At 66.5% G+C, this 21791-nt stretch carries 26 protein-coding genes; 1 reads left to right on the plus strand and 25 read right to left on the minus strand.

Features of this window, described 5'->3' with window-relative positions:
- Positions 1-365: 365 nt before the first annotated feature.
- The 24 genes from ATK36_RS15630 to ATK36_RS15735 form a co-directional block, all read right to left on the minus strand.
- Complete coding sequence (locus tag ATK36_RS15630; RefSeq protein WP_098512184.1) at positions 366-1049, minus strand: recombination directionality factor; 684 nt, start codon at positions 1047-1049, stop codon at positions 366-368.
- Between the two features lie 55 nt (positions 1050-1104).
- A complete protein-coding gene (locus ATK36_RS15635; protein WP_098512185.1) occupies positions 1105-1512 on the minus strand; it encodes a hypothetical protein in 408 nt (135 codons plus the stop codon).
- Between the two features lie 15 nt (positions 1513-1527).
- Entirely contained in the window at positions 1528-2229 is a 702-nt protein-coding gene (locus ATK36_RS15640) for a PD-(D/E)XK nuclease family protein (protein WP_211291886.1), read from the minus strand.
- Between the two features lie 235 nt (positions 2230-2464).
- Complete coding sequence (locus ATK36_RS15645) at positions 2465-3043, minus strand: hypothetical protein (RefSeq protein WP_098512188.1); 579 nt, start codon at positions 3041-3043, stop codon at positions 2465-2467.
- 80 nt (positions 3044-3123) lie between these two features.
- Positions 3124-3900 (minus strand): hypothetical protein, encoded by a 777-nt coding sequence (locus tag ATK36_RS15650; RefSeq protein WP_098512190.1) that lies wholly within the window; start codon positions 3898-3900, stop codon positions 3124-3126.
- A 194-nt stretch (positions 3901-4094) separates the two neighbouring features.
- A complete protein-coding gene (locus tag ATK36_RS32240) occupies positions 4095-4253 on the minus strand; it encodes a hypothetical protein (RefSeq protein WP_170069752.1) in 159 nt (52 codons plus the stop codon).
- Positions 4254-4362: 109 nt separating this feature from the next.
- A complete protein-coding gene (locus tag ATK36_RS15655; protein WP_141544449.1) occupies positions 4363-4908 on the minus strand; it encodes a nucleoside/nucleotide kinase family protein in 546 nt (181 codons plus the stop codon).
- 108 nt (positions 4909-5016) lie between these two features.
- Positions 5017-5943: a peptidoglycan-binding protein gene (locus ATK36_RS15660; RefSeq protein WP_170069753.1), complete on the minus strand. Its 927-nt coding sequence runs from the start codon at positions 5941-5943 to the stop codon at positions 5017-5019.
- A 140-nt stretch (positions 5944-6083) separates the two neighbouring features.
- A complete protein-coding gene (locus ATK36_RS15665) occupies positions 6084-6998 on the minus strand; it encodes a hypothetical protein (RefSeq protein WP_141544450.1) in 915 nt (304 codons plus the stop codon).
- Positions 6991-8073 carry a hypothetical protein gene (locus ATK36_RS15670; RefSeq protein ID WP_098512196.1) on the minus strand — a complete coding sequence of 361 codons (1083 nt, stop codon included), beginning with the start codon at positions 8071-8073 and terminating at the stop codon, positions 6991-6993. The genes ATK36_RS15665 and ATK36_RS15670 overlap by 8 nt, the downstream gene beginning before the upstream one ends.
- On the minus strand, positions 8070-9008 hold the full coding sequence (locus ATK36_RS15675; protein WP_170069754.1) for a hypothetical protein: 939 nt from the start codon (positions 9006-9008) through the stop codon (positions 8070-8072). The genes ATK36_RS15670 and ATK36_RS15675 overlap by 4 nt, the downstream gene beginning before the upstream one ends.
- A gap of 111 nt (positions 9009-9119) precedes the next feature.
- Entirely contained in the window at positions 9120-10049 is a 930-nt protein-coding gene (locus ATK36_RS15680) for a phage tail family protein (RefSeq protein ID WP_098512199.1), read from the minus strand.
- Between the two features lie 5 nt (positions 10050-10054).
- Positions 10055-12382 (minus strand): phage tail tape measure protein, encoded by a 2328-nt coding sequence (locus ATK36_RS15685; RefSeq protein ID WP_098514916.1) that lies wholly within the window; start codon positions 12380-12382, stop codon positions 10055-10057.
- Positions 12383-12392: 10 nt separating this feature from the next.
- Positions 12393-12551, minus strand: a complete 159-nt coding sequence (locus ATK36_RS32245; protein WP_170069755.1) for a hypothetical protein — start codon at positions 12549-12551, stop codon at positions 12393-12395.
- Between the two features lie 14 nt (positions 12552-12565).
- Complete coding sequence (locus tag ATK36_RS15690; protein WP_098512200.1) at positions 12566-12817, minus strand: hypothetical protein; 252 nt, start codon at positions 12815-12817, stop codon at positions 12566-12568.
- A 12-nt stretch (positions 12818-12829) separates the two neighbouring features.
- Positions 12830-13222, minus strand: coding sequence for a hypothetical protein (locus tag ATK36_RS15695; protein WP_098512202.1), 393 nt, complete (start codon positions 13220-13222; stop codon positions 12830-12832).
- Between the two features lie 43 nt (positions 13223-13265).
- The gene (locus ATK36_RS15700) at positions 13266-14273 is read right to left on the minus strand and encodes a phage tail tube protein (RefSeq protein WP_098512203.1); all 1008 of its coding nucleotides are present in this window, start codon (positions 14271-14273) and stop codon (positions 13266-13268) included.
- A 12-nt stretch (positions 14274-14285) separates the two neighbouring features.
- A complete protein-coding gene (locus ATK36_RS15705; RefSeq protein ID WP_098512205.1) occupies positions 14286-14723 on the minus strand; it encodes a hypothetical protein in 438 nt (145 codons plus the stop codon).
- A gap of 5 nt (positions 14724-14728) precedes the next feature.
- Complete coding sequence (locus tag ATK36_RS15710; RefSeq protein WP_098514917.1) at positions 14729-15094, minus strand: hypothetical protein; 366 nt, start codon at positions 15092-15094, stop codon at positions 14729-14731.
- 118 nt (positions 15095-15212) lie between these two features.
- Positions 15213-16970: a phage major capsid protein gene (locus tag ATK36_RS15715; protein WP_141544452.1), complete on the minus strand. Its 1758-nt coding sequence runs from the start codon at positions 16968-16970 to the stop codon at positions 15213-15215.
- Positions 16960-18324: a phage portal protein gene (locus ATK36_RS15720; protein WP_098512208.1), complete on the minus strand. Its 1365-nt coding sequence runs from the start codon at positions 18322-18324 to the stop codon at positions 16960-16962. Before ATK36_RS15720 ends, ATK36_RS15715 begins: the two co-directional genes overlap by 11 nt.
- Positions 18325-18522, minus strand: coding sequence for a hypothetical protein (locus ATK36_RS15725; RefSeq protein ID WP_141544453.1), 198 nt, complete (start codon positions 18520-18522; stop codon positions 18325-18327).
- Between the two features lie 10 nt (positions 18523-18532).
- Complete coding sequence (locus ATK36_RS15730) at positions 18533-19951, minus strand: terminase large subunit domain-containing protein (RefSeq protein ID WP_141544454.1); 1419 nt, start codon at positions 19949-19951, stop codon at positions 18533-18535.
- Between the two features lie 66 nt (positions 19952-20017).
- Entirely contained in the window at positions 20018-20473 is a 456-nt protein-coding gene (locus ATK36_RS15735) for a phage terminase small subunit P27 family (RefSeq protein ID WP_098512212.1), read from the minus strand.
- A 169-nt stretch (positions 20474-20642) separates the two neighbouring features.
- Here ATK36_RS15735 and ATK36_RS15740 point away from each other — a divergent pair, with 169 nt between their 5' ends.
- Positions 20643-21005: a hypothetical protein gene (locus tag ATK36_RS15740; RefSeq protein ID WP_141544455.1), complete on the plus strand. Its 363-nt coding sequence runs from the start codon at positions 20643-20645 to the stop codon at positions 21003-21005.
- On the opposite strand, the gene ATK36_RS34240 is transcribed toward ATK36_RS15740, so the two are convergent.
- Complete coding sequence (locus ATK36_RS34240) at positions 21002-21604, minus strand: transglycosylase SLT domain-containing protein (RefSeq protein WP_281259067.1); 603 nt, start codon at positions 21602-21604, stop codon at positions 21002-21004. The genes ATK36_RS15740 and ATK36_RS34240 overlap by 4 nt on opposite strands.
- Positions 21605-21791 lie beyond the last annotated feature (187 nt).

A 21791-nucleotide genomic window follows, 5' to 3' on the forward strand; every position in this document is an offset into this window, starting at 1 on the left:
AAGTGGATAGGTCTGATTCTGAATCTGGGTTGCGGCGGCTTCCGATTGACCTGCTGGCGGACGGACAGTCGGCTTGCTAACGCACTAGCCGACTAGCTAACGCACCAGCTAACGCACTAGCCGACTAGCTAATGCACTAGCGGACGCACTAGCGGACAGGCTTGCGAGTGGTTTTGCGGCCTGCCTTACACATCGAACTACCGGCTGACTTGCTGGCGGCTAATTGGTTACAGAAGCGAGGTTGCAATCGGTGTATCAATCGGTAAGGAAAACCGATGGGGTAAATCAGTGCCGCAATGAGAAACGAGAAAAGGCCCCCGAGACCGTCCGTGCGGACAGCCCCGGGGGCGGGTGAAGCGGTGTGCCTACACGGCACCCTTGATGACGATCTCCGGACGGTGGTACTCCACGTGCCGACCGCTCTTCGTGTCGTACTCGACGAAGGTCAGCTTCAGATCGGCCGCCATTGCGCCGTCCGCCGCGCTTAGCGCGCGCTCGATCTCCGGCAGGTCGTTCACGAGCGACCAGGATCCGGACGAGAAGAGAAACAGCCCGACGTCCGGGTCGTCGGCCAGACGGAAGCGCAGCGAGATGTCCGGCTTCGGGCCTCGGCCGCTCTTGGCCTGTTCCTTGCGCTTGGCCAGTTCGCGCGGGCAGCCGCACGCCTCGCCGATCTCGGTGTCGTCCGGGTGGCCTTCGGTGAAGTACGCACCGTCACAGATGTGGATCGGCCCGGCCTGCCCGTAGAGGGCCATGCGGGTGCGCAGCGCGGCGGCGTCCTCGATCACGATGGACACGCGCGCGGCGTCGGTCATCACCTGGAGGTTGTCGGACTTGTCGGTGTCCCACTCCTCCGGGGTTCCGCCGTACAGCTCGGCCATGCGGTCGGCGACGTCCGGGTCGTCGGTCGTCACGCGCCACTCGGACAGAGCCTTCGGGCGGCGGCCGATCAGGATGCCCGAGCGGAACCGGCCGACAATGTCATCGGCGAAGGTGCTACGCGCCTTGGGCTTGGCATCCGGATCGGTCTCGAAAATACGCAGCGACAAAAGGGATTCCTCGCTGTCGTGTGCGGGCCCGGCTGGTCCGCAGTGGTGCAGAAGTTCAGAAGCGGAACGGGTCGCGGTAGCCCAGACTGCCCAGATTGCCCAGCAACCTATCCGCACGACGAGCTGCGGCCATGCGTTCGTCGGCGAGCTTGCGCGTTTTTGCGGCCTTCTCCCGCTTGGTTCGTTCGGCGGCGGACTCGTCGGCCGCCTTGACAAGCGTTTCGCCGATCTCCCGCGCCTGGTCCTCGGTGAGGGGTAGTCCCTTCGCCGTACCGTCGTCGGTGGTGATCTTCACCGTGGCCGCGTTGCCGTCGCCGCCCTGGACGCGGTTCACGCGCAGCGTTCGGCGGTGTGCGGTGACCACGGCCGGGAACCTTGAGATCTGTTCGACCTTCGCGCCGGTCGGAAGGGTCTTCGGGTCGGGCTTGGTGATGGTCTCGTACGTGACCTTGTGCGTTGCCATGAAACGGTTTCCCCTCTACTTCGTGGTTGCGCGACGTTCGGAGCCGGTCGAAGCCACGGACTCGAACAGCGGCTTTCCGATGACGGTTGACGATTCGGTGGTGACCCAGTCGAACACCTTGCGCAAGTTCAGGAAGTGACCGAACACGCCCGTGTCGACGCGGGCGGGAACGAGCTTCCAGCCCTCCGGTCGCAGGTGCAGCACCGCGCCCGCGTGGATCTCCGGAATGGCCACCTGTTCGCCGTCCTGCGTCACGATGTGGTCCGCGTAGGCATACGCGGAAAGCTGTAGCGCCACCTCGTCGTGAACCCCGGAACGAGTTGACTTCGCGTCGAGCATCACGGTTTCGCCCTCGATATCACAGACAGCGTCGAAGGAACCGGCGTACTTGTAGGTGTCGGACCACACCGCGTCTTCGATGAACCGGTAGCGCGGCTGGTAGCGGTCGTGAAACTCGTTGATCCACCGGACGTAGGGCTCAAGGTCCGGATGCTGCCTGCCGACCTTGTCCCCCCGGGCCAACTTTTCATACAGGGCATGTACTTCCGTGCCGACGTCGGCCGCTTCGTTCGTCGTCCGGCGGTGAGCCCGCTTGAGGTAGTCCACCGCGCCGGTTGGGTCGTTCATGGCCAGCCCGACAACGGGGCCGATGTTGGACACGGCCGACTCGGCGGTGACCTTCGCGGCCCAGTAGGTGAGGAAAGGCTTGGGAAGCATGGAAATCACGGACGTAACGCCCGGGACCTTCTCGCGGGTCTCAGGGTGCACGTAGAACCGTGAACCTCCGCGCTTGATTGTTTTTACTGCACTCACTCGGTTTCCCCTCTGTCGCACTCTCTCGTCTCGTTCAGTGGCGGTAGAGGCGCGCAGGGGGACACGGTTCGGCGAAAAAGTTTTCAGACATGAAAAAGTCCCTGTCCCGCAAGGGAAAGGGGCTCAGAAGCGGAACGGGCTACGGCCCGTCGGGAGTCAGCCGGGCACGCAGGCGGCCACACGCGGCGGCCGTGTCGGCAAGGACGACACGAAGCTTCTCGGCCGTGTCGGCGTCCACCGTGGACGCTTCCGGCGAGTCGACGAGCGCGACGGCGAGCGTGTGCAGCTCCGCCACCCGGTCGGCGAAGCTCCCCGCTTCGGTGGCCTGCTCGTCGTCGGGGCCGGACGCGCCCTTGCGGCGCGGGGTGTTGCGGTCTACGGGGTTAAGCCCGTAGTCAGCGAGCTGCACGGGCGTGAGCCGCTTCCGCAGCTCTAACCCGACCTGGTGACGGACGGACACGCGTACGGCCTCCGTGCGCGAGCGGTCCAGTTCGGACGCTTCGTACACCGCGTTGACGGCTCCCCGGTACACATAGGAACGGCCCGCGTAGTCCGGCCGCCCCTTGCTGTCCTCGAACGTCGCGCGGAGGTCCACCAGGACCCGGGCGAGCTCTACCTTGGCGTCTGTCGAACCGTGGACCACCGCGTCACGAACGAGTCCGGCCCCGTGGGTGATCAACCGCTGTTGCGCAGTCGTGTAGTCCGCCTGTGCTTCCATGCGCTCACCTTCTCACGACGAAGGGCTAGCCCGGAGATCCGAGCTAGCCCCGTGAACATGTTCACGCATCTAAGTCAGTGTCAGTCGTCGTCTTCGTCGCGGGGCCGAAACGGGGTCATGCAGTTCCCGCAGAGGATCGGGGCGCGCTCCAGGCGGCCGGGGGTGATGGGGAACGGGTCGGCCGTCGCGCAAATGCACGTGACGTAGATCCTCTTTCCGCCGCGCGAGCCGCCCCGGGAACCCCGGCCGCGCTTCTGAGTGCCGCCGTCGCCACCCTCTCCGCCGTCGCCCCCGTTGCCCTTGGTGCCGATGCCCTGTCCGTTCTCGAAGCGTCTGCCGTCTGCGAGGTATGCCAGGCGGGCGGCTTCGAGCTTCTCGATGATCTTTTCGTACTTCTTGGCGGTCTCGTCGGTGATCTCGACCTGAGAGAAGCCGATGGACTTGTGCGGCTCCTTGCCCTCTGGCCAGATGAGCCCCAGCTCGTTCGCGGCCTTCACAAACACGCGGTTGTGGCGGCCGTTGATGTTCGTTCCGTGCTCCTTGCGGGCGCAGTTCAGGCCGTGCGCGGCTTCGTGCAGAAGGGTTTGCATGATCCGGCGGCCAGGCAGCCCGAGCAGCTCCCCGGAGACGAACAGCTCCGGCGCGCCGGACAGCAGCTCGTCCACGACGGTCGGGGTCTTGCCCTCTTCGTTGTCGGTCAGCCAGCGGCCCGGCCAGAAGTGCGCCCACTTCGGGTTCTTGCCGTGGAAGCCCGAGCCGGTCACCGCGACGACGGTCGGGATCTCCGGGTGCTTGCGCTGGATCGTGCGCCACGCCATCTCAATTGCCTTGATGATCTGCGATCCGGTGTTCGTCATGTCGCTGTCCTCCCTGGCCGGTGTGATGCCACAATGTTAGTACGTGAACATGTTCACGCACCTTTGTTTGTGGTGCACACCACAAATGGCCAGCTGTGCCGGGGTTGGCGTGCACACCACAACCGGAGGCCCCGCGGCCGGCTCGAGTGCGCTTGATGTGCACACCACAAGCCGGACGCGGGCAGGGCACGGGTTCAGTCGGCCGGGGCGGTCTCCGGCTCCAGCTCCGGCGCGGCCTCGATGTCCTCGAACTCGTAGTACTGCGTCGACAGGCCCCGCTGATCGGCCGGAACGGCGGTCACCCGGCGGTGGATCTCGACGCCCGCGACGAGCGAGACCGCAGCGGCGGCCACGTCGAGACGAGCGCTATCCGGCAGGCCGGGCACAAGGTTGCAACGAGCAGGCCCACCAGCGCGCCCGCGAGCGAGGGCACCAGGGCCGGGAACCGGCGGATGCAGGCGATCACAGTACGTACTCCTTCACGAACTGGTGGACACGGTCGGCAAGCGCGTCCGGAGTGGAATCGTTGATCACGGTCGCGTCCGCGCGGATGGCGCCGGACTCGGTCTCGGACACGTGGGGGTCAGGACCAGGCAGACCGGGCCGCTGAATACGCAGGATGACGAAGCCACGGCCGCGCAGCTCGTCCGCTTCGTTGCGGAAGCGGACGTCCGGGACGACCACAGGGCCACGCACCAAGCGGACGCGATCGGTCAGCGCCTTGACCCACACATCCGGCCCGAGCGTGTCCCGGACGCTCACGCCGAGGCGCTGAAGGACCCGCCGAGCCTCCGGGTAGTCGTCCTTCGTCCTCTCCCAGCCCACTCGGTCGACCACGTCCGCGAGCCACTCACCCTCCCGCAGAATCGGGCTCGTCTCGTAGGCCACGGCCTTGAGCGGGTCGGCGAAGCCCAGCCGCGTGTATCCGTAGTCCCGGACGAGAACCCCGGCGGCGGTGTCCTTTCCGGACCGCATCCGGCCGACGATGCCGACAGACCTTTGTGTCATCTCTGCCCCTCCCTGTGGCTGCCCCTTGCTTCGTGTTCAGTGGCGGTAGGAGGACGTAGCGGGACACGGGCCAGACCCGGGTGAGGTCCCGGCCCGCCCGAAGACCTCTCAGAGCTTCAGCGCCGCGAGCGTGCGCGGACCCGCGATGCCGTCCGCAGTGAGCCCGGCCCTGCGCTGGAACTCCTTGACGACACTTTCCGTACCGACCCCATAGACACCGTCCGCCGTGAGATGCGAGTACGCGGGGTACCAGGCGTTGAGCCGCCGCTGAAGCGCGGTGACCGCCGGACCCTGCGAACCGCGCTTGAGCGTGGTCCCCGGTTGCGCAGGTGCAGGACCGCCCCCACCAGTGCCAGGAACAGACCCCCCAAGACCGGCAGCAATCCGTGCCCAGGTGGCGGGACCGACGATCCCGTCTGCGGTGAGGTGCTGGGCGGACTGGTACCGCTTGACGGCGGCTTCGGTGTCAGCTCCGAAAATGCCGTCCGCCTTGAGACCAAGGTATCGCTGAACCAACGCGACGTCGGCCCCGGCGGAACCACGCTTGACGGTGGCGTGGCCGCCGGAGCCGGGAGCAGGAGGGGCCGGGGTGCCGCCGTTCAGCCGGGCCGCGACCGCAGCCACGCGGGCATAGGAAGCGTTGATCTCGAAGTGCATTTCGTCCCGACGGCCCGTGTAGTCGCCGCCCCATCGAACGACGTTGTCCACTTCGGACAGAATGCGGTGGATCTCGGCGACCTGCCCGGCGGTGAAGGTGCCGCGCTTGCCGAGCGGGTGCCGGGTGGCGTTGGCATCCACGGCGGTCGCCGAAGCGTGGTTGCTCGTGATGGTGCTGCCCCGGATCGGGCGGTTCGCGTAGCCCCAGTCGTCCGCGCCCGCGTCCAGGTCCTCTACCCGGCGGTCGAACTGCGCGAGCACCCACACGAGCACGTCTCCGGCCGGGCCGTCTGCGACGACCACTCGGACGTTCGTTCCGGGCACCGTGCGGGACCGGCGGGCGGGGTCGACGGGCCAGCCATTCTGAGACACAGCCATATGAACTCCTCTGGGGTGAAGGGAAAAGGGGAAGGTCGGCCCGAGACGGGCCGGGGCCGGGGTGGTGTGCACACCACAAGGGGCGCGCCCGCGGCCGGCTCGGGTCCGGTTGTGGTGCACACGGCACGTGGGTGTGCAGGTCAGTAGCCGAAGCCGCGCGGTTCCAGCGGCCATGCGCCGAGCTGGTCCGGGAACGGCGAGGGCTCTGCCGGGGACGGCTCCGGAAGGGCCGGGGTGCCGAAGACCGGAACCGGGAGCGGGGGAACCGGTTCCGGCAGGACCACCCGGCCGGGCTGCGGCGGATCGGACGGGGGCGGGTCGTCCGGCGGCGCGGGCTCGTCCTGGACGACGGCCCGCCGCGCCCGCAACGCCGTGCTCGGGGCAGGCGTGCCTTGCAGTAGCGTCCCCTCTGCCGTGGCCGTCGGGTACGTCGAGAGCGGGGCAAGGAACACGTACTCCGGCTCAAAGGCCAGCACGGCGTACGTGTTTTCGGTGGGCGTGATCCACGTGAGCAGCACATTGGCTTGCTCATTGGTGAAACCGTGCGCGGTCGCGTCGTCCCACACATCGGCCGGTCGCGTGTAGATCACGTGGTCCTTGGTGGCCTGGACCTTGTACCGGACAACGCACTTCCGCAGAACGGAGATGGCTTCGGTATCCTCCCACTCGTCCAGCGGCATTCCGTGCAGCCACGCGATTTCGAAGACATCAACGTTGTATCTGTTCGGATCGGTCAGCCCGTTCATGGTGAACGTCCGTGTGTTCGTCGTCAGATTGCCCAGCGTCGCGGTGAAGCGGAACGTCATTGACGCCTGCCCGTACACCTGGACCATGAACCGAGCAACCATCACCGGGTATTTCGGGTTGACCATGCCAACGGTGTAGATGGCTCGTTCGCCGTCCCTGACCCGCATTTCGCGGGCCACGATTCCGTCCACAGTGGCGAGCCGGTCCATGTACGTGACCTTGCGTTCCCCTCGCTCCAAGGCACTGATCCGCTCGGAGAGTCCACGGAACTCGGCTTGCAGGGATGGCGGCAACGTAGGGTTAGCCACTCTTGTCATCACTCCCAAACACGTCCCGCGACGCGGCCGTCAGCGTGATCTGTTCCGCGCTGGATTCGCTGACAGACACGGAAATCTCCGTGATCCGCCACATGCCGTCAATCGCGACCAGGCCGTAGCCGCCGCGCACGGTCACCGCGTCACCAAGGTCGACGTCGTCCAGACCGGGCGCACTGTCCGGATAGAGCACGATCGCGGGCAGTACGACGGGGGCCGCGCCGGTCCGTACCCGCTCCTCGGCCTTCGCCTTCAACGTCGCGTACTCCTTGATGTCCGAAAAGGACTCGATTGCCTCCAGCCGGGGGAATACCTTCGACGGGCTCCCTGCCGACGCCCAGACCTGGTCCGCGCCGTCGCCTGGACCGAGCGCAAAGGCGTGCGTCACCACTGATTTGCCGCCGATGCTGGCACCTGTGATGGAGCAGTTCCGGCCCTGCTCCAACATGAGCGACCGGGCGCGTCCGACCGCCGGGTAGTGCACCCGGAACGTGGTAGGCAGGTCATCCCCGCGCCACGCGGCGTCGAACGAGAAATCAAAGCCGTTGATCACGGCGGCGAGCTGTTCCACCGCCTCGCCAATGTTCTTGTGCTCGGACTCCTTGTAGGTCCGGTCCCGCTTGACTCCCGTTTTCTCGTCGCCGGGCTCGATCATCCCCAGCCGTGAGCCCTCCCCGTACTGCCCGGCATGCTGAAGCAGCGCGCGGGCAATGTCGGCCTGGTCGGTCTGCGTGAACGCGGTCGTAGCGTGGTAGTGACGCAGCCGGAAGTACGAGAGCCACCCTTCACACTGCAAATCGAGAGTGCCCGCCGCAAAGTCGGCTTGCCTGTCCCACAGGAGACCGGACCAGACGATTCGGGACGACCGCTCGATGTAGATCGCCGTCGCCCCGCCTCCTTCAACGGTCTGGGGGTTGACGTGCGCCACGCCGGGATTCAGGGGAATCGTGATGGAAGCCGAGCCGGGCGCATTGAGCGTGGACGTGTACGACAGCTTCTGCACTGGCAGCTCTCCGTGGATGATGCCGGACAGGACATCGCGGAACAGGACGCGATAGGTGGGCGTCACGCAGCCCCGATGTCTTCCAAGAGGAGGCAACGGCCGCCGTCGCCCGGGAAGGTGATCGTCGGATCGCCGTTCGCTGCGGCACTGATCCCGAGGGTGTACGTACCACTCGTCGTCACCGTGAACGTCGTGAGGAGGTCCCATGGCTGGCGGGTGACGTTGTTCTTGAGAATTCCGGACGAACGAAGAATCGGACTGGTCAGCGTCACCGATGTTCCGGCAGCTAGCCGAATATTGGCCGTCCCGTTCGGCGGCCCGGTTCCTGCCGCGAAATGGTTGGTCGTGAACGTCGCCTTGTAGCGTCGCCCGGTCGACAGGGGCACGGTCAGCCGTTCCATCAGAAGCTCGGCGTTAAATGTGTCGGTGGTCGTGCGCTTCACCTCGCCGACCCAGCCGCGCGGCAATGCCGGATCGCTCACCCCGGCCCACATGGACCCGTTCCACGCAAACACGTGTCCGCTGGACGCATCCATCCATAGCTGACCTGTGCGTCCGACTGGCGGCTTCTTCAGACCGGCGAGAGTCGGCCCGGAAATGTAGTGCTGAGACTCGGTGAATCGCTGGTCGAACACGGACGGGACGACACCCTTGGAGGCAGCGGGCACCGCGAAGTCGCACACCACGAACGCGTTGGGAACCACCGGCGGCACCGGCGACGCGGCGGGGGCACCCTTGCGGATCTCCATTGCCCACCGGCCCGTATCGGTGGCGGTCGCCGGGGGAATCACGTAGGCCACGAGCCGGTCTGTCCGGTCCCGTGTCGAGTCGGCCGGGTCCAGTCTCAGCGCCACGCTTTCCGTCGACTCAACGATGTAAACGCCGGTTTCGTTTGCTGCGGCAGGGATGACCGCCTGCCCCGGGGACACGGTGGCAGAATTTCCGGACAGGGTCACCGTGAAGTCATACTGACCGAATACGCCTACAGTCGCCGCTACCATTTGCCCCAGAATCCGGCGCATAAGACCGGCCGCATATTCTGTGTTGTCACAGAATATTGGCGGCGTATTCATTTGTTGAACTAAAGCCATGCAGGCGAAGCCTCCAAAAGATCAAACCCACGTAGGTGACCATTCGCATACCAGCTCTGCGTCATCGCCAGAATCCGAGCCAATCCGGCGTCCTCTAAACACAAACTCGGTCAGGCCGGGAGGGCATGTGAGCCATGTGTTTCCGGTGCCGGATGTCAAGAATCGTGGTGCTACCCCGTTGAGAAGCACTTCATGTGTGTAGGTGTCGACGTCTAGCCACTCGTCGCGCAGCAGTGCATACGAGAGCGTGAGAGCTTCACCAGTGCGCCTATTCACTATCTGCGGGTCGGCGACTGCGCCGCGAACGGTGAACTTTGGGTATGCGATGAAATTTCCGTCGTTCAGAACACGGACGATTCCCCGTTCGGCTGCTCTTCCGAAGCGGATAGGGAAGCGGAACGGCGTTCGTGTTCCACCGCCGGGCGAGTCGGGGTTCGCCAAGCTCGTACGCCCTGACAACAGCTCCGGCGTCACAATGATCGGACTCGGGCAGTACAGCTCGGCCGTCACCATGGCCAGGTGGTTCGAGTACTCGACGTTGACCGGGATCGCGCGCTTACGCACGCGCGCGGACACGAACCGCCTGCCGCCGCCCGCGACGCCGGGGAACCAGAACGTGAAGGGCGCATCCGGCAGGGCGGGTGAAAACGCGGCCATGACGTCGGCAAGGGCAGCGTCGAACTCGGTGGCATCCCGGCCGTACACCTCGATCGTGAGGGACACGGTGCGTGAACCGAGGTAATCCGGCCCGCCTACTTCGCCGTGGCGGGCGAGGGCCACCTGGTCCGATGTGCGCAGGCCCGGAGTGTCCAGCAGGCCGTCTACGGCCACCAGGGACAGCGCAGAGTCCGGGGCGCCGATTACCAGGCCCCGGTACTCCGCCATCCACTGTCCGGTCAGGTTCAAGGCTGCCCGTTGCGCGGCGGCGAATTGCTCGCGTTGAACCTGCATCCGGCCTACCTCCCGCCTGTTCTCATGGCCCATGCCACTTCGCGGCCAATGGCGTAGGGATTGGCGTTTGTCTGCGCGTAGACATTCACGGTCGCGCCAGTTCCACGCCCTGCGCCGGCTGAGGCATGATTGGGAACTACTTGAGCGCCTTTCGGTAACAGCACTTGTTCGGGTCCGCGTTCGCCGACGGTGTAAACTCCGGTAGCCGAAATTGGGCCGCCCATGGCGCGGAAGGGGTTCAGGCTCGACAGGAAATTCTTAACGTCGTTGAATCGATCGCGGATCCAGTTCACTGCGCCGCGGATTTTATCGGTGACCCAGTCGATCGCATTCGCGATTCCATCTCGAATTCCTCGGCCGATGTTTGCGAAAAACTCGGTGACATTGGACCAGGCATCAACGACTGCATTCTTGGCGCTGCGGACCTTGTCGACCACCCAGTTGAACGCGAAGACGACTGCGTCAACGACTGCTCGCCCGGCGGCCGTTACCGCGCCGACTATCGCGTTCCAGGCGTCGACAGTCAATTGCTTGACGGTGTCCCAATTCGCGATGATCAACGTGACCAGTCCGGCGACTGCGGTGGTAATCCAGCCAATCGGCCCCATCGCCGTGACCCAGGCCGCGGCCATCTGCGCGCCCCGGATGACGCTTTCCAGCCCCAGGGATACCCATCCGGCGACGAGCGAGGCGAACGCGGGAACCTGCGCCGCAAGCGAGGCCAACGCTTCCACTTTGGACTGAACCCACGCGCCAACGACTTGAGCGCCGGACACGAAGGCCTGAGTGCCCATGAGCACCCATGCCGCGCCGAGCTGAACGAAGGCGGCCGCCTGTACCCCGAGCGATGCGAGAGCCTCCACTTTGGAAAGGACCCACGCGGCTGCCACTCGCGAAGACTGCAGGAAGCTCTGTACGCCAAGAGAAACCCAGGAGGCGGCAAGCTGCGTGAGCGCGAGTGACTGTGCGGCAAGCGAAGCAATCGATTCGACCTTGGCCGAGACCCACGCCGCGACGGTCTGTGCCGCGCTGATCGTGGCCTGGACACCCATTGCTACGAGCGCGGGCAGGAACACGGAACCGATGACCCCGGCAACGATGGACAGCCAATCGCTGTTCCGTCCGACCCAATCCACAAGAGACCGAAGCGCGGGAATCACCGTGTCGTTCACGATCCCCGCTGCCGCACCCACGGCTGGGCCGAACACGGCGGCCAGCACTCCCGCCACCTTCTCGATAAGCGGCACCACGTAGGTACCGAGAACGGTCACTAGCCCGCCGGACAAGGTCCTTCCGAACACTTCAAGTCTTGCCTGCGCGTTGTCGTGCAACGTGTTCCCCGCCGCTACGGCTGCGCCGGATACCTGACCCAAACTCATGACGGCGGTCGATGGGTCAAGCGCGTACAGCGCGTCCTGAAGATCTTCCGCCTGCGTACCAAAGAGATTGACGGCCGCTGTTGAGCGCTTCACCGGGTCAGGGATAGCGCGCAGCCGGTCAAGTGTGAGGTCAAGCGCTGCGGCTGCGACCGGCCCGCCTGCGGCGAGCTTGCCTGCCATTTCCGACGCGCTCAGGCCGATGGCCTTGAAGCCGTCTTCGGTCGTCTTGCTGCCATCCTTCGCGCGGATGGCGAATTCCTTCAGCGCGTCGGCGACCTTGTCCGCATCGCGTGCGCCCGCCTGAAGTCCTTGAGACAGCAGACCGGTCGCGGTCTTGCCGTCCAAGCCCAGGCTGCGGAACATCGTGCCGTACTCGTTGAGCGTGTCCAGGAAGTCGCCGGACTTGTCGACCCCGTGTTGGAACCCGGCGGTGATAATGTCGAACGCCTCATCGGCGTTGCCCGCAAGACCGGTCCGGATCATCTGGCCCACGGCGCGGGTCACTCCGCCCAAGTCCTGATCGAACACGGCCGCCGTGTCGGATGCCTTCGCCGCGATGCGTTCAAGGTCGGCCTGCGATGCGTCACGGAGACCGTCGATGTTCTGGACGACGCCGCGAATCGCTTCGGTAACGTCGCCCATCGATTCGCCGTAGCCCTTGGCGTACAGCGAACCTGCCGCAGCACCGTAGGCCTTCGCCTGTGCGCCGGTCGCGCCAAGCTGCGCGTTCAGCTTGTCCGTCAACGACTCTTGCGAGATCGCGTCGGAGATGGCGTCACCGATCCCGGCGACCGCGCCGGACACCACGGCGAACTTCGCCGCCATTCCGGCGACCTTGGACGCGACATTGCCCAGGGAGACCCCGAACCCGGAGACGGCTTTGTCGCCGTCGTCGAGCTTGCGGGTCAGGTCGGATACGTCTCCGAGGATCGTGACCTTGATCGGCTTTGCCACGGGCACCCCCTCACGTCATGACCGGGGTACGGCGGATACCCGGCTCGTCGCCTCCGCCTCCCCTGCGGTTGCGGGCCTTCAAGTCTTTGTCCATTGCGGACACGAGCGCGTTGAACTCGTCGAGCCGCAACGCCTGTAGGTCCGCCCACGTGACCCCGAAATGGGCCACGAGCCGCGCTTTCGTTACTGCGCGGCGGGTCCGGTAGGGTCCGGCTTCACCGGGCTCTCAACGCGGATCTTCAGGTCACCCGCCTGTTCGATCGTGAACATGGGGTCCTCGCGCCGCTTGATCACGAACGCGAGTGCGCGCAGGAACTTGCCCTTGCGAGTGCCCGGCTTGGCCACGGATTCGATGGGCGCATCGATGATATCTTCGACGGTCTCGATTTCGGCAATCGTTAGTTCATCGATGTCGATGGAAATGAACTCGGACAAGAATTCTCCTATCTATGAACCGAGGGCGCGCCGGACGAGCCGGGTGATCCGGTCGCGGAACACGGCGGTGTACTCGTCCTGCTTCTGCCCGGCGGTGCGGAAAAGTAACGGCTGCGCGCGGATGCGCCGCTTGCGCCAACCGAAATGAATCGGCCCGGCATACGGCACGGAGCTGCCCCGCCCGGCGCGGACGATGGCCCCCTTGACGCTCGCCGACGGCTTGACGGTGCGGGCCAGTCGGCCGGAGCGGTGCGGAGCCGCACGGCTCGCGGGCTGGGCCACCACGTCGGCGGTGTCCTTGTGCGCCTGCGCCAACGCCTTGCGCAAGTCGTCGTCCTTGGTGCGCCGGATGGCGGCGCGCAGCTCTTTGAGTCCGTCTACGCGGACCTCGAAGTCGCGGGCCACGGGATCGCCTCCTTTGTGGTGTGCACACCAAGCGCCGAGCGGCTCAGATGCCCGGCGGAGGGGCCGGGGTCGCGCGGGCCGGCTCGGTATAGACGAGCTTCAGGGCGTCGGTGGTGCCCGGGTCGAGAATCCGGAACGGCAGTTCCATCGTGGTGACTTCATCGATGGACGCTTCCGGGGAATCGCCGGTGAACTGGATCGCCGGGGCCTCGATCACGAACGACGCGGGCTTTCCGTCGCTCGCCTTCGTCGCACCCGCATACGTGATGCGCGCGGACAGCACCGCCCCGGCAATGAACGCTTCGTAGAGCGCAAGCGTCGAGTCGTCGAACTCGGCTTCGATCGTTCCTTCGTAGGTCGGCACGGCCGCCCGGACGGGCACCTTTTTCAGCGGGTTGGCACGGACGAACCGGCGGTCAGTCTTCAGGCCGGACTCGGCCGACACGCTCCACTTGGTGACGTCGAGCGGGGTGTACGCGGACGCGCCGGGCGTCTTCAGTTCGACCACGCCCGCCGTCCAGTCGTATGGGAACGCCTCGGCCGGGTAGACCGGCGCCAGCGGGGCCGCGCCGTGCGTGACGGTCTGGAAGTCGAAGCCGACCTTCACCGACAGCGGCGAACCGACTTCCTGCGTGAACTCCATCGTGGTCGCGACGCATCCGACGTGCCGGAACGCGGTGACCCCGCCGGATGCCTTCGGGCGCACCATTTCGGCGGTGAAGCTCTTGCCGCTTCCGGTGCTCGCGGAGGTGAACGTGTGCACGGTGGTCTTGCCTGCGGCCTTGGCGTCGTGGCGGTCGAAGGCGGACGCGAACAGGGTTGCGGCTCCGGCGTCGAGTACATCGCACTCGATCTCGCCTTCGCCTCCCATGTCCACGATACGGCGGCGGTCGGCGCGGGCGGTCTGAAGACCAATGCGGAAGCCGACGCTCTCCATGAACTCGCGGGTGGTCTTCCACGAGTCGCCCTTGCCTTCGTAACCGTCCACTGTGGATGCAGCGACGCCGTAGGCGGTCTCTGCGCCCAGGGCGATTGATGCGTCTAGCGCCACTCGGGCGTCCTCCTAGGTGTATATGCGTGCCCGGAGCATGAGAGTCACGTCCGCTGCGGCCGTTGAGCCGTTGCCGCCTTCGCCGTTGGTCACGGCGACGCGGACGGGGCGGGCGTCGATGAGCCCGGACACGCTGCGCGGGTCGAAGCCGTCGAGCACGGCCGCTTCAATGTCGGCGCGCAGTTCGTAGACGGCGGTTTCCGCTTTGACCGGATCGCCGGGCACGGTGGCCCACGCACGGATGGTCAGTTCGGCGGTGATGTTGGACGGCTTGCGTCGGCCTGCGGCGAGCGCGGCCGGTTCGATCTCCGGTTCCACAGTGTCGGTGAACCACACGGACCGGGTCCGGGCGTCGGCAGGTAAGGCGTAGGCGACCTGAACCCCGGACCCGGCGAACCGGCGCTTGAGCGCCTCATACAGCGCGAGCTTGGCGGCGAGGATGACGTACACGGGCCTCAGCCCCACGGCGGCCGGGAGCGGTAGCGGTTCAGGACCGCATTCACCTCCGGCAGGCTCGTAGGCCGCCAGTTGCCCCCAGCCTGGGCGAGCGAGACCTGTCCGAATTCACTGTTGATGCTCAGCGCCCGGTCAGGCATCCGGGAGTGCAGGTCCACCGCCCACTGTCGCGCGATGGTCCGCACAGCCCACCGGATGGCCGTAGGCGGGCGTTCGGGCCATGTCTGGCCCGTGTAGTCCTCGGCGGTCTCCACGGCGTAGGACAGGGCCTCTGCCAGGTCTGCGTCAGTAATCAGGTCGGCGTCGGCGAGCCCGTCCAGCCGCCGCAACTCCGGCAGGGTCGCGTACTGGTCGAGAGCGACCACGAAGGGCGTGCCCCCCTTTCTTGTGGTGTGCACGCCACGCCACGGCACCGCGGCCGGCCCGGGCGCACGTGTGGTGCGCACACCAGACCGGCCGAGGTGTCAGCGCAGGCGGGACGGATCAGGCACCCGCACCAGTGGCGGGCAGCGTCAGCAGAGCGGAACCGGTCGCATCGACCAGCGTCCCGGCCGCGCGCTGCACGAACTTGAAGCTCACCAGGTCTTCGACGAACTTGGCTTCCGTGCTGCGGGCGACCCGCAGCGGCCCGGCGAACCGGGTCACGAAGCCGGAAAGGTCCGACAGCACGACCTTGGTGTTGTCGTCGTCGAACCCGGCGTCACGCAGGACCGGGCGGCCCATGAGGGTCAGCGCGGAGCCATCGGACACGGACTTGAGCAAGTACTGCCCGTTGCCGTCCTTCAACTTACGCAGGCGGCTAATCGCCTTGCGGCCCATGAGCCAGCTCGCGCGGTTGGCCGCAGCGGTCGGCAAGTCGTAGAACAGGTCAATCACGAAGTCAGCCGCGTCGGCTTCCTTCGTCAGCTTCGCCGGGCTCTCCTTGACCACGATCCCGCCGAGCAGGGCCGCGAGGAAGTCCCGGCCCATCTGGTCGGCCAGGTTCGGCCCGGCGTCGGCGGCGAGGAAGCCGACCAGGTCTACGGCGTCGTCCTGGACCAGCTCGGCCGACAGGTGCGACACGTAGCCGTACTTCTCCGGGCTGTTGCTCACCGTGTCGGTGCCCGGGTAGTTCTCCGGCAGTGCCTCGGCTTCCTTCGGCTTCGCGGTCGGCCGGGCCGGGGTCACGCGCGGGAAGGTCAGCTTCTCGCCCGTGCTGGTGGTGATGCTGCGCGCGCCACCCACGATGACGTTGGATCGCTCGGCGATGATCTCGACGAGCTGCGTGTAGAGCGTGTCCGCCGGGACGGCCTTACCGATCTGCTTGTTCGCCATGTCCACGCCCACGCCCATGACGGCCCGGAACTCCGCGCCTTCGCCGACGTTCAGGCCCCGGAGGGTCGTGTTGTCCTTGGCGCGGGTGTCGGCTGCCTGCGGCTGCGGCGCACCGTGGGAGAGCAGGTTCACTGCGAGGCTGCGGGCCTCTTCGGTGCGCTGCGCGGCCTCGGCGCGGGCCTCGGCGGTGGTGGCGTTGGTGAACAGTTCGGCGAAACGGGTATCGAGCCGGTCCAGGACTTCAAGAATGCGGGCGCTGGTGTCGGTCGCGCCGTCGGCGTCGGCCGCGTTCAGGGCGTGCTCTGCGCGGGCGCGCTCCTCGGCGGTCTCCTGAAGCTCGGTGGTGGTCAAAGTGGTGGTGCTCCCCTTTGCGGTTGGCGCGGCCGTGGTCGGCCGGGCGTGGGATGCCTGGGTGCTGCGGACTTCATCGAGCGCGCGCAGTGCAGCGGAGGTGTCGGGGTAGGCCGGATTCAGGACCGGGCCAAGCTCCACGACGTCGATACGGCGAAGGGTGCGAACCATGCCGCCGTCTCGGGTTTCGGTCCATTCCTGGTCGGAACGTGCGTCTGGAAGGGAGAACGTGAACGAGCTGCCCGCCACCACACCGCGCCGGATCAGCTCGGCGAGGTCGCGGGCAGTACTGGTGTCCGGCAGGTCGATTTCGTACCAGCCGCCGGTGTCGTCTTCGCCGACGCGCAGCCCTGCGCCCGTGCGGGCAAGCGGGGCGTTCACGTTGTGGTTGAACGTGGCCAGCATCTCGTTACGTGCCATCGATTCGCGGCCCGCCCCGCGTTCGACGCGCTCCCGGAACCCGCCAAGGTCATGGGACAGCGCGCCGAAAACGTAGGCGTAGCCGCGAATGGTGATGTTCTCACTCTCGGAACGCAGCTCGACCGGGCGCGCGTAATCGCGCCGTTCAGTCGTCAACAGGTTCCTTCGGGTTCTCGGCGGAGTCCTCTCCGCCGTCCGCCTCGTCGTGCTCGGGGTCGTCGCCCATGCCAGGCTCGGGAGGTGCGTCGGGCTCGTCGCCCGGTTCAGCCTTGGTTTTCCCACCAGACAAGGACATTGGGCCGTCCGGAGTCAGCAACGCAAGGTTGAGCGGGAGCTGGAAAAAGTCGCCGTAGTCGGAGTCCGGAGGAAGGTCTTCCCACGCGCGGACTTCGTTGCGGGTGTAGACGCCCGACGCCAAGCCCACCCGGTAGGTGTCCATCCGGTCTTTGAGCGAACCGCGCTGGATGGCGTCGATGTTCAATCGAACGAACGCACGTTTGTCGCCCGTGTCGGCGACCAGCAGCGCGGTCAGCGCCTCTTCGATCCGCTCCACCCACGGCCGCGTGGAGTACTGCGCGAAGCTCGTGTTCTGCTCAGAAAGCCCGCTGCCCCAGGATGTTGAGTTCGTGGCGTCTGCAATGAGATGCGGCGGAACCCCGAAAAGCCTTGCCACGTCGGGCACCTGGAACTGTCGCGTCTGCAAGAACTGCGCTTCGTCCGGCGAGATCGTGACCTTCTGGAACGTCGCACCCTCGGTCAGGATCGCCAGGCCGTGCCGATTTCCCCTGCCCCCGTGAATGTTGCGCCACGTCTGCCGCGCAGCCCTCAAGCCCTCGGGCGTCATCGGGCCGGGCACATTGACGACCGCACCAGGAAGCGCGCCGTCAGCGAAGAACGCGGCCCCGTACTCCAGCGCGGAGAGCGCCGACCCGATCGTGAGCGACGCGGCCTTCAGCGGCGACACGCCGCGCAGCTCTCCGGCGAGCGGAAGCCCTTGCAGATGAACGACATCCTCCGGGCCGAGCGCACCAACCACGTCGGACGGTTCCTTTTCCCCGGCAACGGAAAGCTGATACACCAAGCACTTGCGGCCGGAGCGGGTCGCGACGTAACGCGGCTCCACCATGGACGCGGGAATGACGTCGAGCGCCACCACCCGGCCGCCGACCCGGGAAACCAGGATGTAGGCGTTCCCTTCAAGCAGAAGGCTTGTCATGATCTGGCCGAAGAACGCAATCCGGCCGATGTCCGGATTCGGCTTGATCAGCCAGTCAGGGGCCGCGAGCGGGCGTCGACGTCCGGCAACGCGGCGGTAGGCGTCCACGGGAAGCGTCGCAATGGCGTCCGTCAGCAGGCGAACGCAGGCGAACACCGCCGACACCTTAAGCGCGGTCTCACGCGTCAACGGCTCATCGGCCGGGGTGTCAGTGCCGAACAGCTCGGCCGTGGTCGTGGCTTTCTCGACGGATCCGGGCGCGGAGCGTTTCTCCACAAAGGACAGGAACCCCAACTAGCGCGCCCCTCCCTTCGACCTCGCGACGCAGACCGCGCCGACCACCCCGAACGCTCCACCCGCAAGCCACGCGGCCGGGCCGTAGATCTGGCCCACCCCCACGGCCATCGCGGCAGCGCCTGCGGTAGCGATCAGCTCCGCGACATTTCCCCGCGCTTTGGCCGCGAGTCGTTCCCCTAAGCTCGGTTTCTCCATCACACCCCCGTCACCACTCGTCGTCCTCAAAGTCGTCCCAGGGCTTGGCGTCCACCAGGAATCCGTCATGCGTGCGGCGGTCTTCGCGGAAGAGTTGCGCACGGTGAAGCGCGCCGATCAAGCACACCGCCAAGTCGATCTTTCTTTTACTGCCAGCGTTTTCCTTCTGAAGGCGCGGGCCTCGGCTGTCTTCGCGCACGACCGCGTTTTCCAGATGCCGCGCTAGCGACGGGTCGCCGGAGTGCGACATCCGGCCCTCTACGATCACCTCGTAGGCGCTCTGCGTCGCGGGAACCATGCGGGCAAGAGAGTTGGTCGGGAACTCCACGACCGGCAAGCCTTCCTCGGCTAGCTCCTGCATGGCGACTTCCCACCGGTACGGATCCCCGGGCACTTCGGCCACACGGTAGATCCCGCATATATCGCGGATCCTCTGCTTCACCTCCGCGAGCGGGGTCCGCCAGTGCGGGTCACCCGGCGGGGCCTCCCAGTGCCCAAGGACTTCCGCGTGCAAGTCGTCCAGACGCACACCGACGATGCCGGTGGAGTCACCTTTCCACGCTGCGTCAACGAAAGCCACAATCTCATCCCCACGCGCAAGACGCCTATCCGGCCGGGCGAGCGCGTCCCACGCACCGTGAGGAAGCCACGTCGAACCGCCCCGGACGAACTGATTTAGCCGGTACATGCGGAAGTTCGCTTCCGGTGTCCGCTTGCAGCTCGCCGCAAAGTCCGCGTGATTCATGATTTCCCACGACGGATTACAGCGCTGCCAGACTTCGGGGTCGCCGTGATCGACGGTCTCCCCGGGCTGGACTCCGTACCAGCGGGACCAGAACGAGGGGTCCTCTTCCTCGCCGGACTCGACGCGGCGGCCGTGCTCGACCATGTCCGCGAACGGCCCGTCCGGCAACGGACCCGCCGTCGAGATCACGAAGAACAGCGGCTCGTTTCGCTGTGCAGAGCCGAGCGTGAGGGCGTCGAACAGGTCGGAATTCTTCGCCTGCGCGTACTCGTCCATCACGATCATGGACGGGTTCAAGCCCTGCTGAAGGCCAGCGTCCGCCGACACGGCCTTGAACCGGCCACCCGTCGCGTGACAGATGATCTGGTCCCGCTGGACCGTGCAGATGTCGGACAACAGCGGGGACATGCGCACCATGCGCGACGCCTCGGCGAACAGTAGCCGGGCCTGGTCGCGGGTGTTGGCCGCGCAGATCACTTCCGGTGCAGCGTCTCGGGTGTCGGCACACAGGTGATACAGCGCGAGCGCGGCGGCAAGCTGTGTCTTGCCGTTTTTCCTTGCTACGCCCAGAATTGCCGTGCGATAGCGACGTCGTCCGTCCGGGGTGAGCCGATAGATTTCGTCGATGACGTCGCGTTGCCACGCGAGCAGACGGAAAGGCTGCCCAAGATACGAGCCACCCAAGGTGAGATGCTGGACGAACCGGCGTACGCGTCGTCCCTCTGTTTTGGGGGACAGCGCTTCAGCCTCCTAGTCGTCGGGGCCACCCAAGATGTCGTCCAAGGTCGTCCGGCGCGCAGCGTTCGCCGCGATGCCCAGACGAAGGCGGGCTTCAAGGTTGAGCCCGAGAGTTGTTTCTATGGCGCGCATTTCCTTCTCCGTGGACTCCACGTAACGCAACGCCGGATGAATCACGGTCTGTCCCGTACTGCCCTCTGTCGTAAGGCCGTCGATGTCCACTTCGCGCAGCAGTGCCGCGCGGCGGTCGTGCAGCTCGCAGTACCGTTCGATGACGAACCGGTCGGTCGCCGGGTGGTACGCGCCGTCCCCGGCCGCCCAGACTGCGCGCCACACTTCGCGCCCGATGTCGCCGAGCTTCGCCGGTACACGCGGGGCGCGTCCGGAATGCACGACCGGAGCAGGAGAATTCCCGGCCGCAGAACGCGGGTTGCCGGAACGATCCTCCGGCGGCTTCGCGCGGGACATGCTCCGGCCTCCCTCTGTGATTGTGGTGAGCACACACCAGGCCAACCCCCGCCGGCCGCGGAACCCCGTTGTGATGCGCACTCCAAGTACACCGATATTTGACTCTACTTCCCTTATTTGACAAGGGAATCTGCGATTGACGGCGCGGGCGAGATGGTAGAATGGTGGTATGCCAACGGCTTCACGCCTGCGCGTTCCTGCCCTCGTGTTCTACTGGATGGAAGGATCGGACGCGGGCACAGCCGCCGCACGCGACGACCGGGCCGACGACGAGCACCACGACCCCGACAGGCTCAGCGCATACCGGAAGATCTTCGCTACCCGGGCACGCAAGGACGGTTCGCGTCACGTCGCCGACCTGACAGCAGACGAGCTGGAAATACTGCAATGGGATGCCGAGTACTTCGAACAGCTCGCCGGATACGGCACGTGGGACCCGAAGGGCTTGGCGGAGCTGAACGCAGCGCGAGCCTTACTCCGGTCGCTCGCGAAGGTGACGGCCCCGGCCGACCGCGCGCCCCTAGCGAGCTAGTAGCCGCTGTAGCTTCTGCCTGTGCGCCTGCCGACGACTCCGGGGACGTTGCTCTCCGAGCCGTAGCGGGCGCGGGCGTACCGGACTCCGGCCACGATGTTGTCTACCGGGTGGCGGATGTCGCCGTACCCGGGTAACGCCCACCGGTCGAACGTCGGCCGGATGGTCTGCACGAGCCCGATGGACGGTGTCCCGCGCCGGGCATTGGCGTCCCACGTGTTCACCACGCACGGGTCACCGGAGGACTCCGCAGCGATGATGAGCCGCAGCGCGGCCCGGTCAGTGATCGGCGGTTCCCCGGCGTACTCCAGCGCGGCAGCCGCCTGCCCTATCCAGCGGTCGAGCGCGTCCGGCCGGGCCGGGCCACACGCGGGAGCGGGGTCCTTGAACGGCGGCCCGGGGTCCGGCCCTGCACCCGCAGGTGGCACGCTCGGCGGCGCCGGAGCAGCAGGGGCAGGGCGGGGTGGTTCGGCAGGCTGCGGCCACACCAGGGCCGGGCGGAGCCGGGGCGTGGGTGGCTGGACGCTCGATAGCGCCAGGATGACGACCAGCGCCCCGGCAAGCACGCGGTCGGTTGCCGACACGGTGCCGAGTCGCAACGGTTCTCCGTTCGAGGGATCGGCCGGTGACCGCTCATGGACCAGGCGTAAAAGTCCGTCCCGGGTCATCCGGCGAAGGCGGGGACCGCCCCCGGTCGGGGAGCACCGGGGCCACGGAGAGAGGGACGCGGCCGGGCTCAACCCGCCCCGGGGGCGGTGGTAAGGATTGGCGTTGTACGCCAGTCTC

The sequence above is a fragment of the Amycolatopsis sulphurea genome (assembly GCF_002564045.1).
Lineage (GTDB): Bacteria > Actinomycetota > Actinomycetes > Mycobacteriales > Pseudonocardiaceae > Amycolatopsis > Amycolatopsis sulphurea.

What these genes read in the sequence shown, in the direction of transcription:
- ATK36_RS15740 (WP_141544455.1), top strand. Translation starts at nt 20,643, where the DNA reads ATGCCAACGGCTTCACGCCTGCGCGTTCCTGCCCTCGTGTTCTACTGG.
- ATK36_RS15650 (WP_098512190.1), bottom strand. Translation starts at nt 3,900, where the DNA reads ATGACGAACACCGGATCGCAGATCATCAAGGCAATTGAGATGGCGTGG.
- ATK36_RS15640 (WP_211291886.1), bottom strand. Translation starts at nt 2,229, where the DNA reads ATGCTTCCCAAGCCTTTCCTCACCTACTGGGCCGCGAAGGTCACCGCC.
- ATK36_RS15645 (WP_098512188.1), bottom strand. Translation starts at nt 3,043, where the DNA reads ATGGAAGCACAGGCGGACTACACGACTGCGCAACAGCGGTTGATCACC.
- ATK36_RS15660 (WP_170069753.1), bottom strand. Translation starts at nt 5,943, where the DNA reads ATGGCTGTGTCTCAGAATGGCTGGCCCGTCGACCCCGCCCGCCGGTCC.
- ATK36_RS15725 (WP_141544453.1), bottom strand. Translation starts at nt 18,522, where the DNA reads ATGGAGAAACCGAGCTTAGGGGAACGACTCGCGGCCAAAGCGCGGGGA.
- ATK36_RS15735 (WP_098512212.1), bottom strand. Translation starts at nt 20,473, where the DNA reads ATGTCCCGCGCGAAGCCGCCGGAGGATCGTTCCGGCAACCCGCGTTCT.
- ATK36_RS15675 (WP_170069754.1), bottom strand. Translation starts at nt 9,008, where the DNA reads ATGGTAGCGGCGACTGTAGGCGTATTCGGTCAGTATGACTTCACGGTG.
- ATK36_RS15635 (WP_098512185.1), bottom strand. Translation starts at nt 1,512, where the DNA reads ATGGCAACGCACAAGGTCACGTACGAGACCATCACCAAGCCCGACCCG.
- ATK36_RS15680 (WP_098512199.1), bottom strand. Translation starts at nt 10,049, where the DNA reads ATGCAGGTTCAACGCGAGCAATTCGCCGCCGCGCAACGGGCAGCCTTG.
- ATK36_RS15655 (WP_141544449.1), bottom strand. Translation starts at nt 4,908, where the DNA reads ATGACACAAAGGTCTGTCGGCATCGTCGGCCGGATGCGGTCCGGAAAG.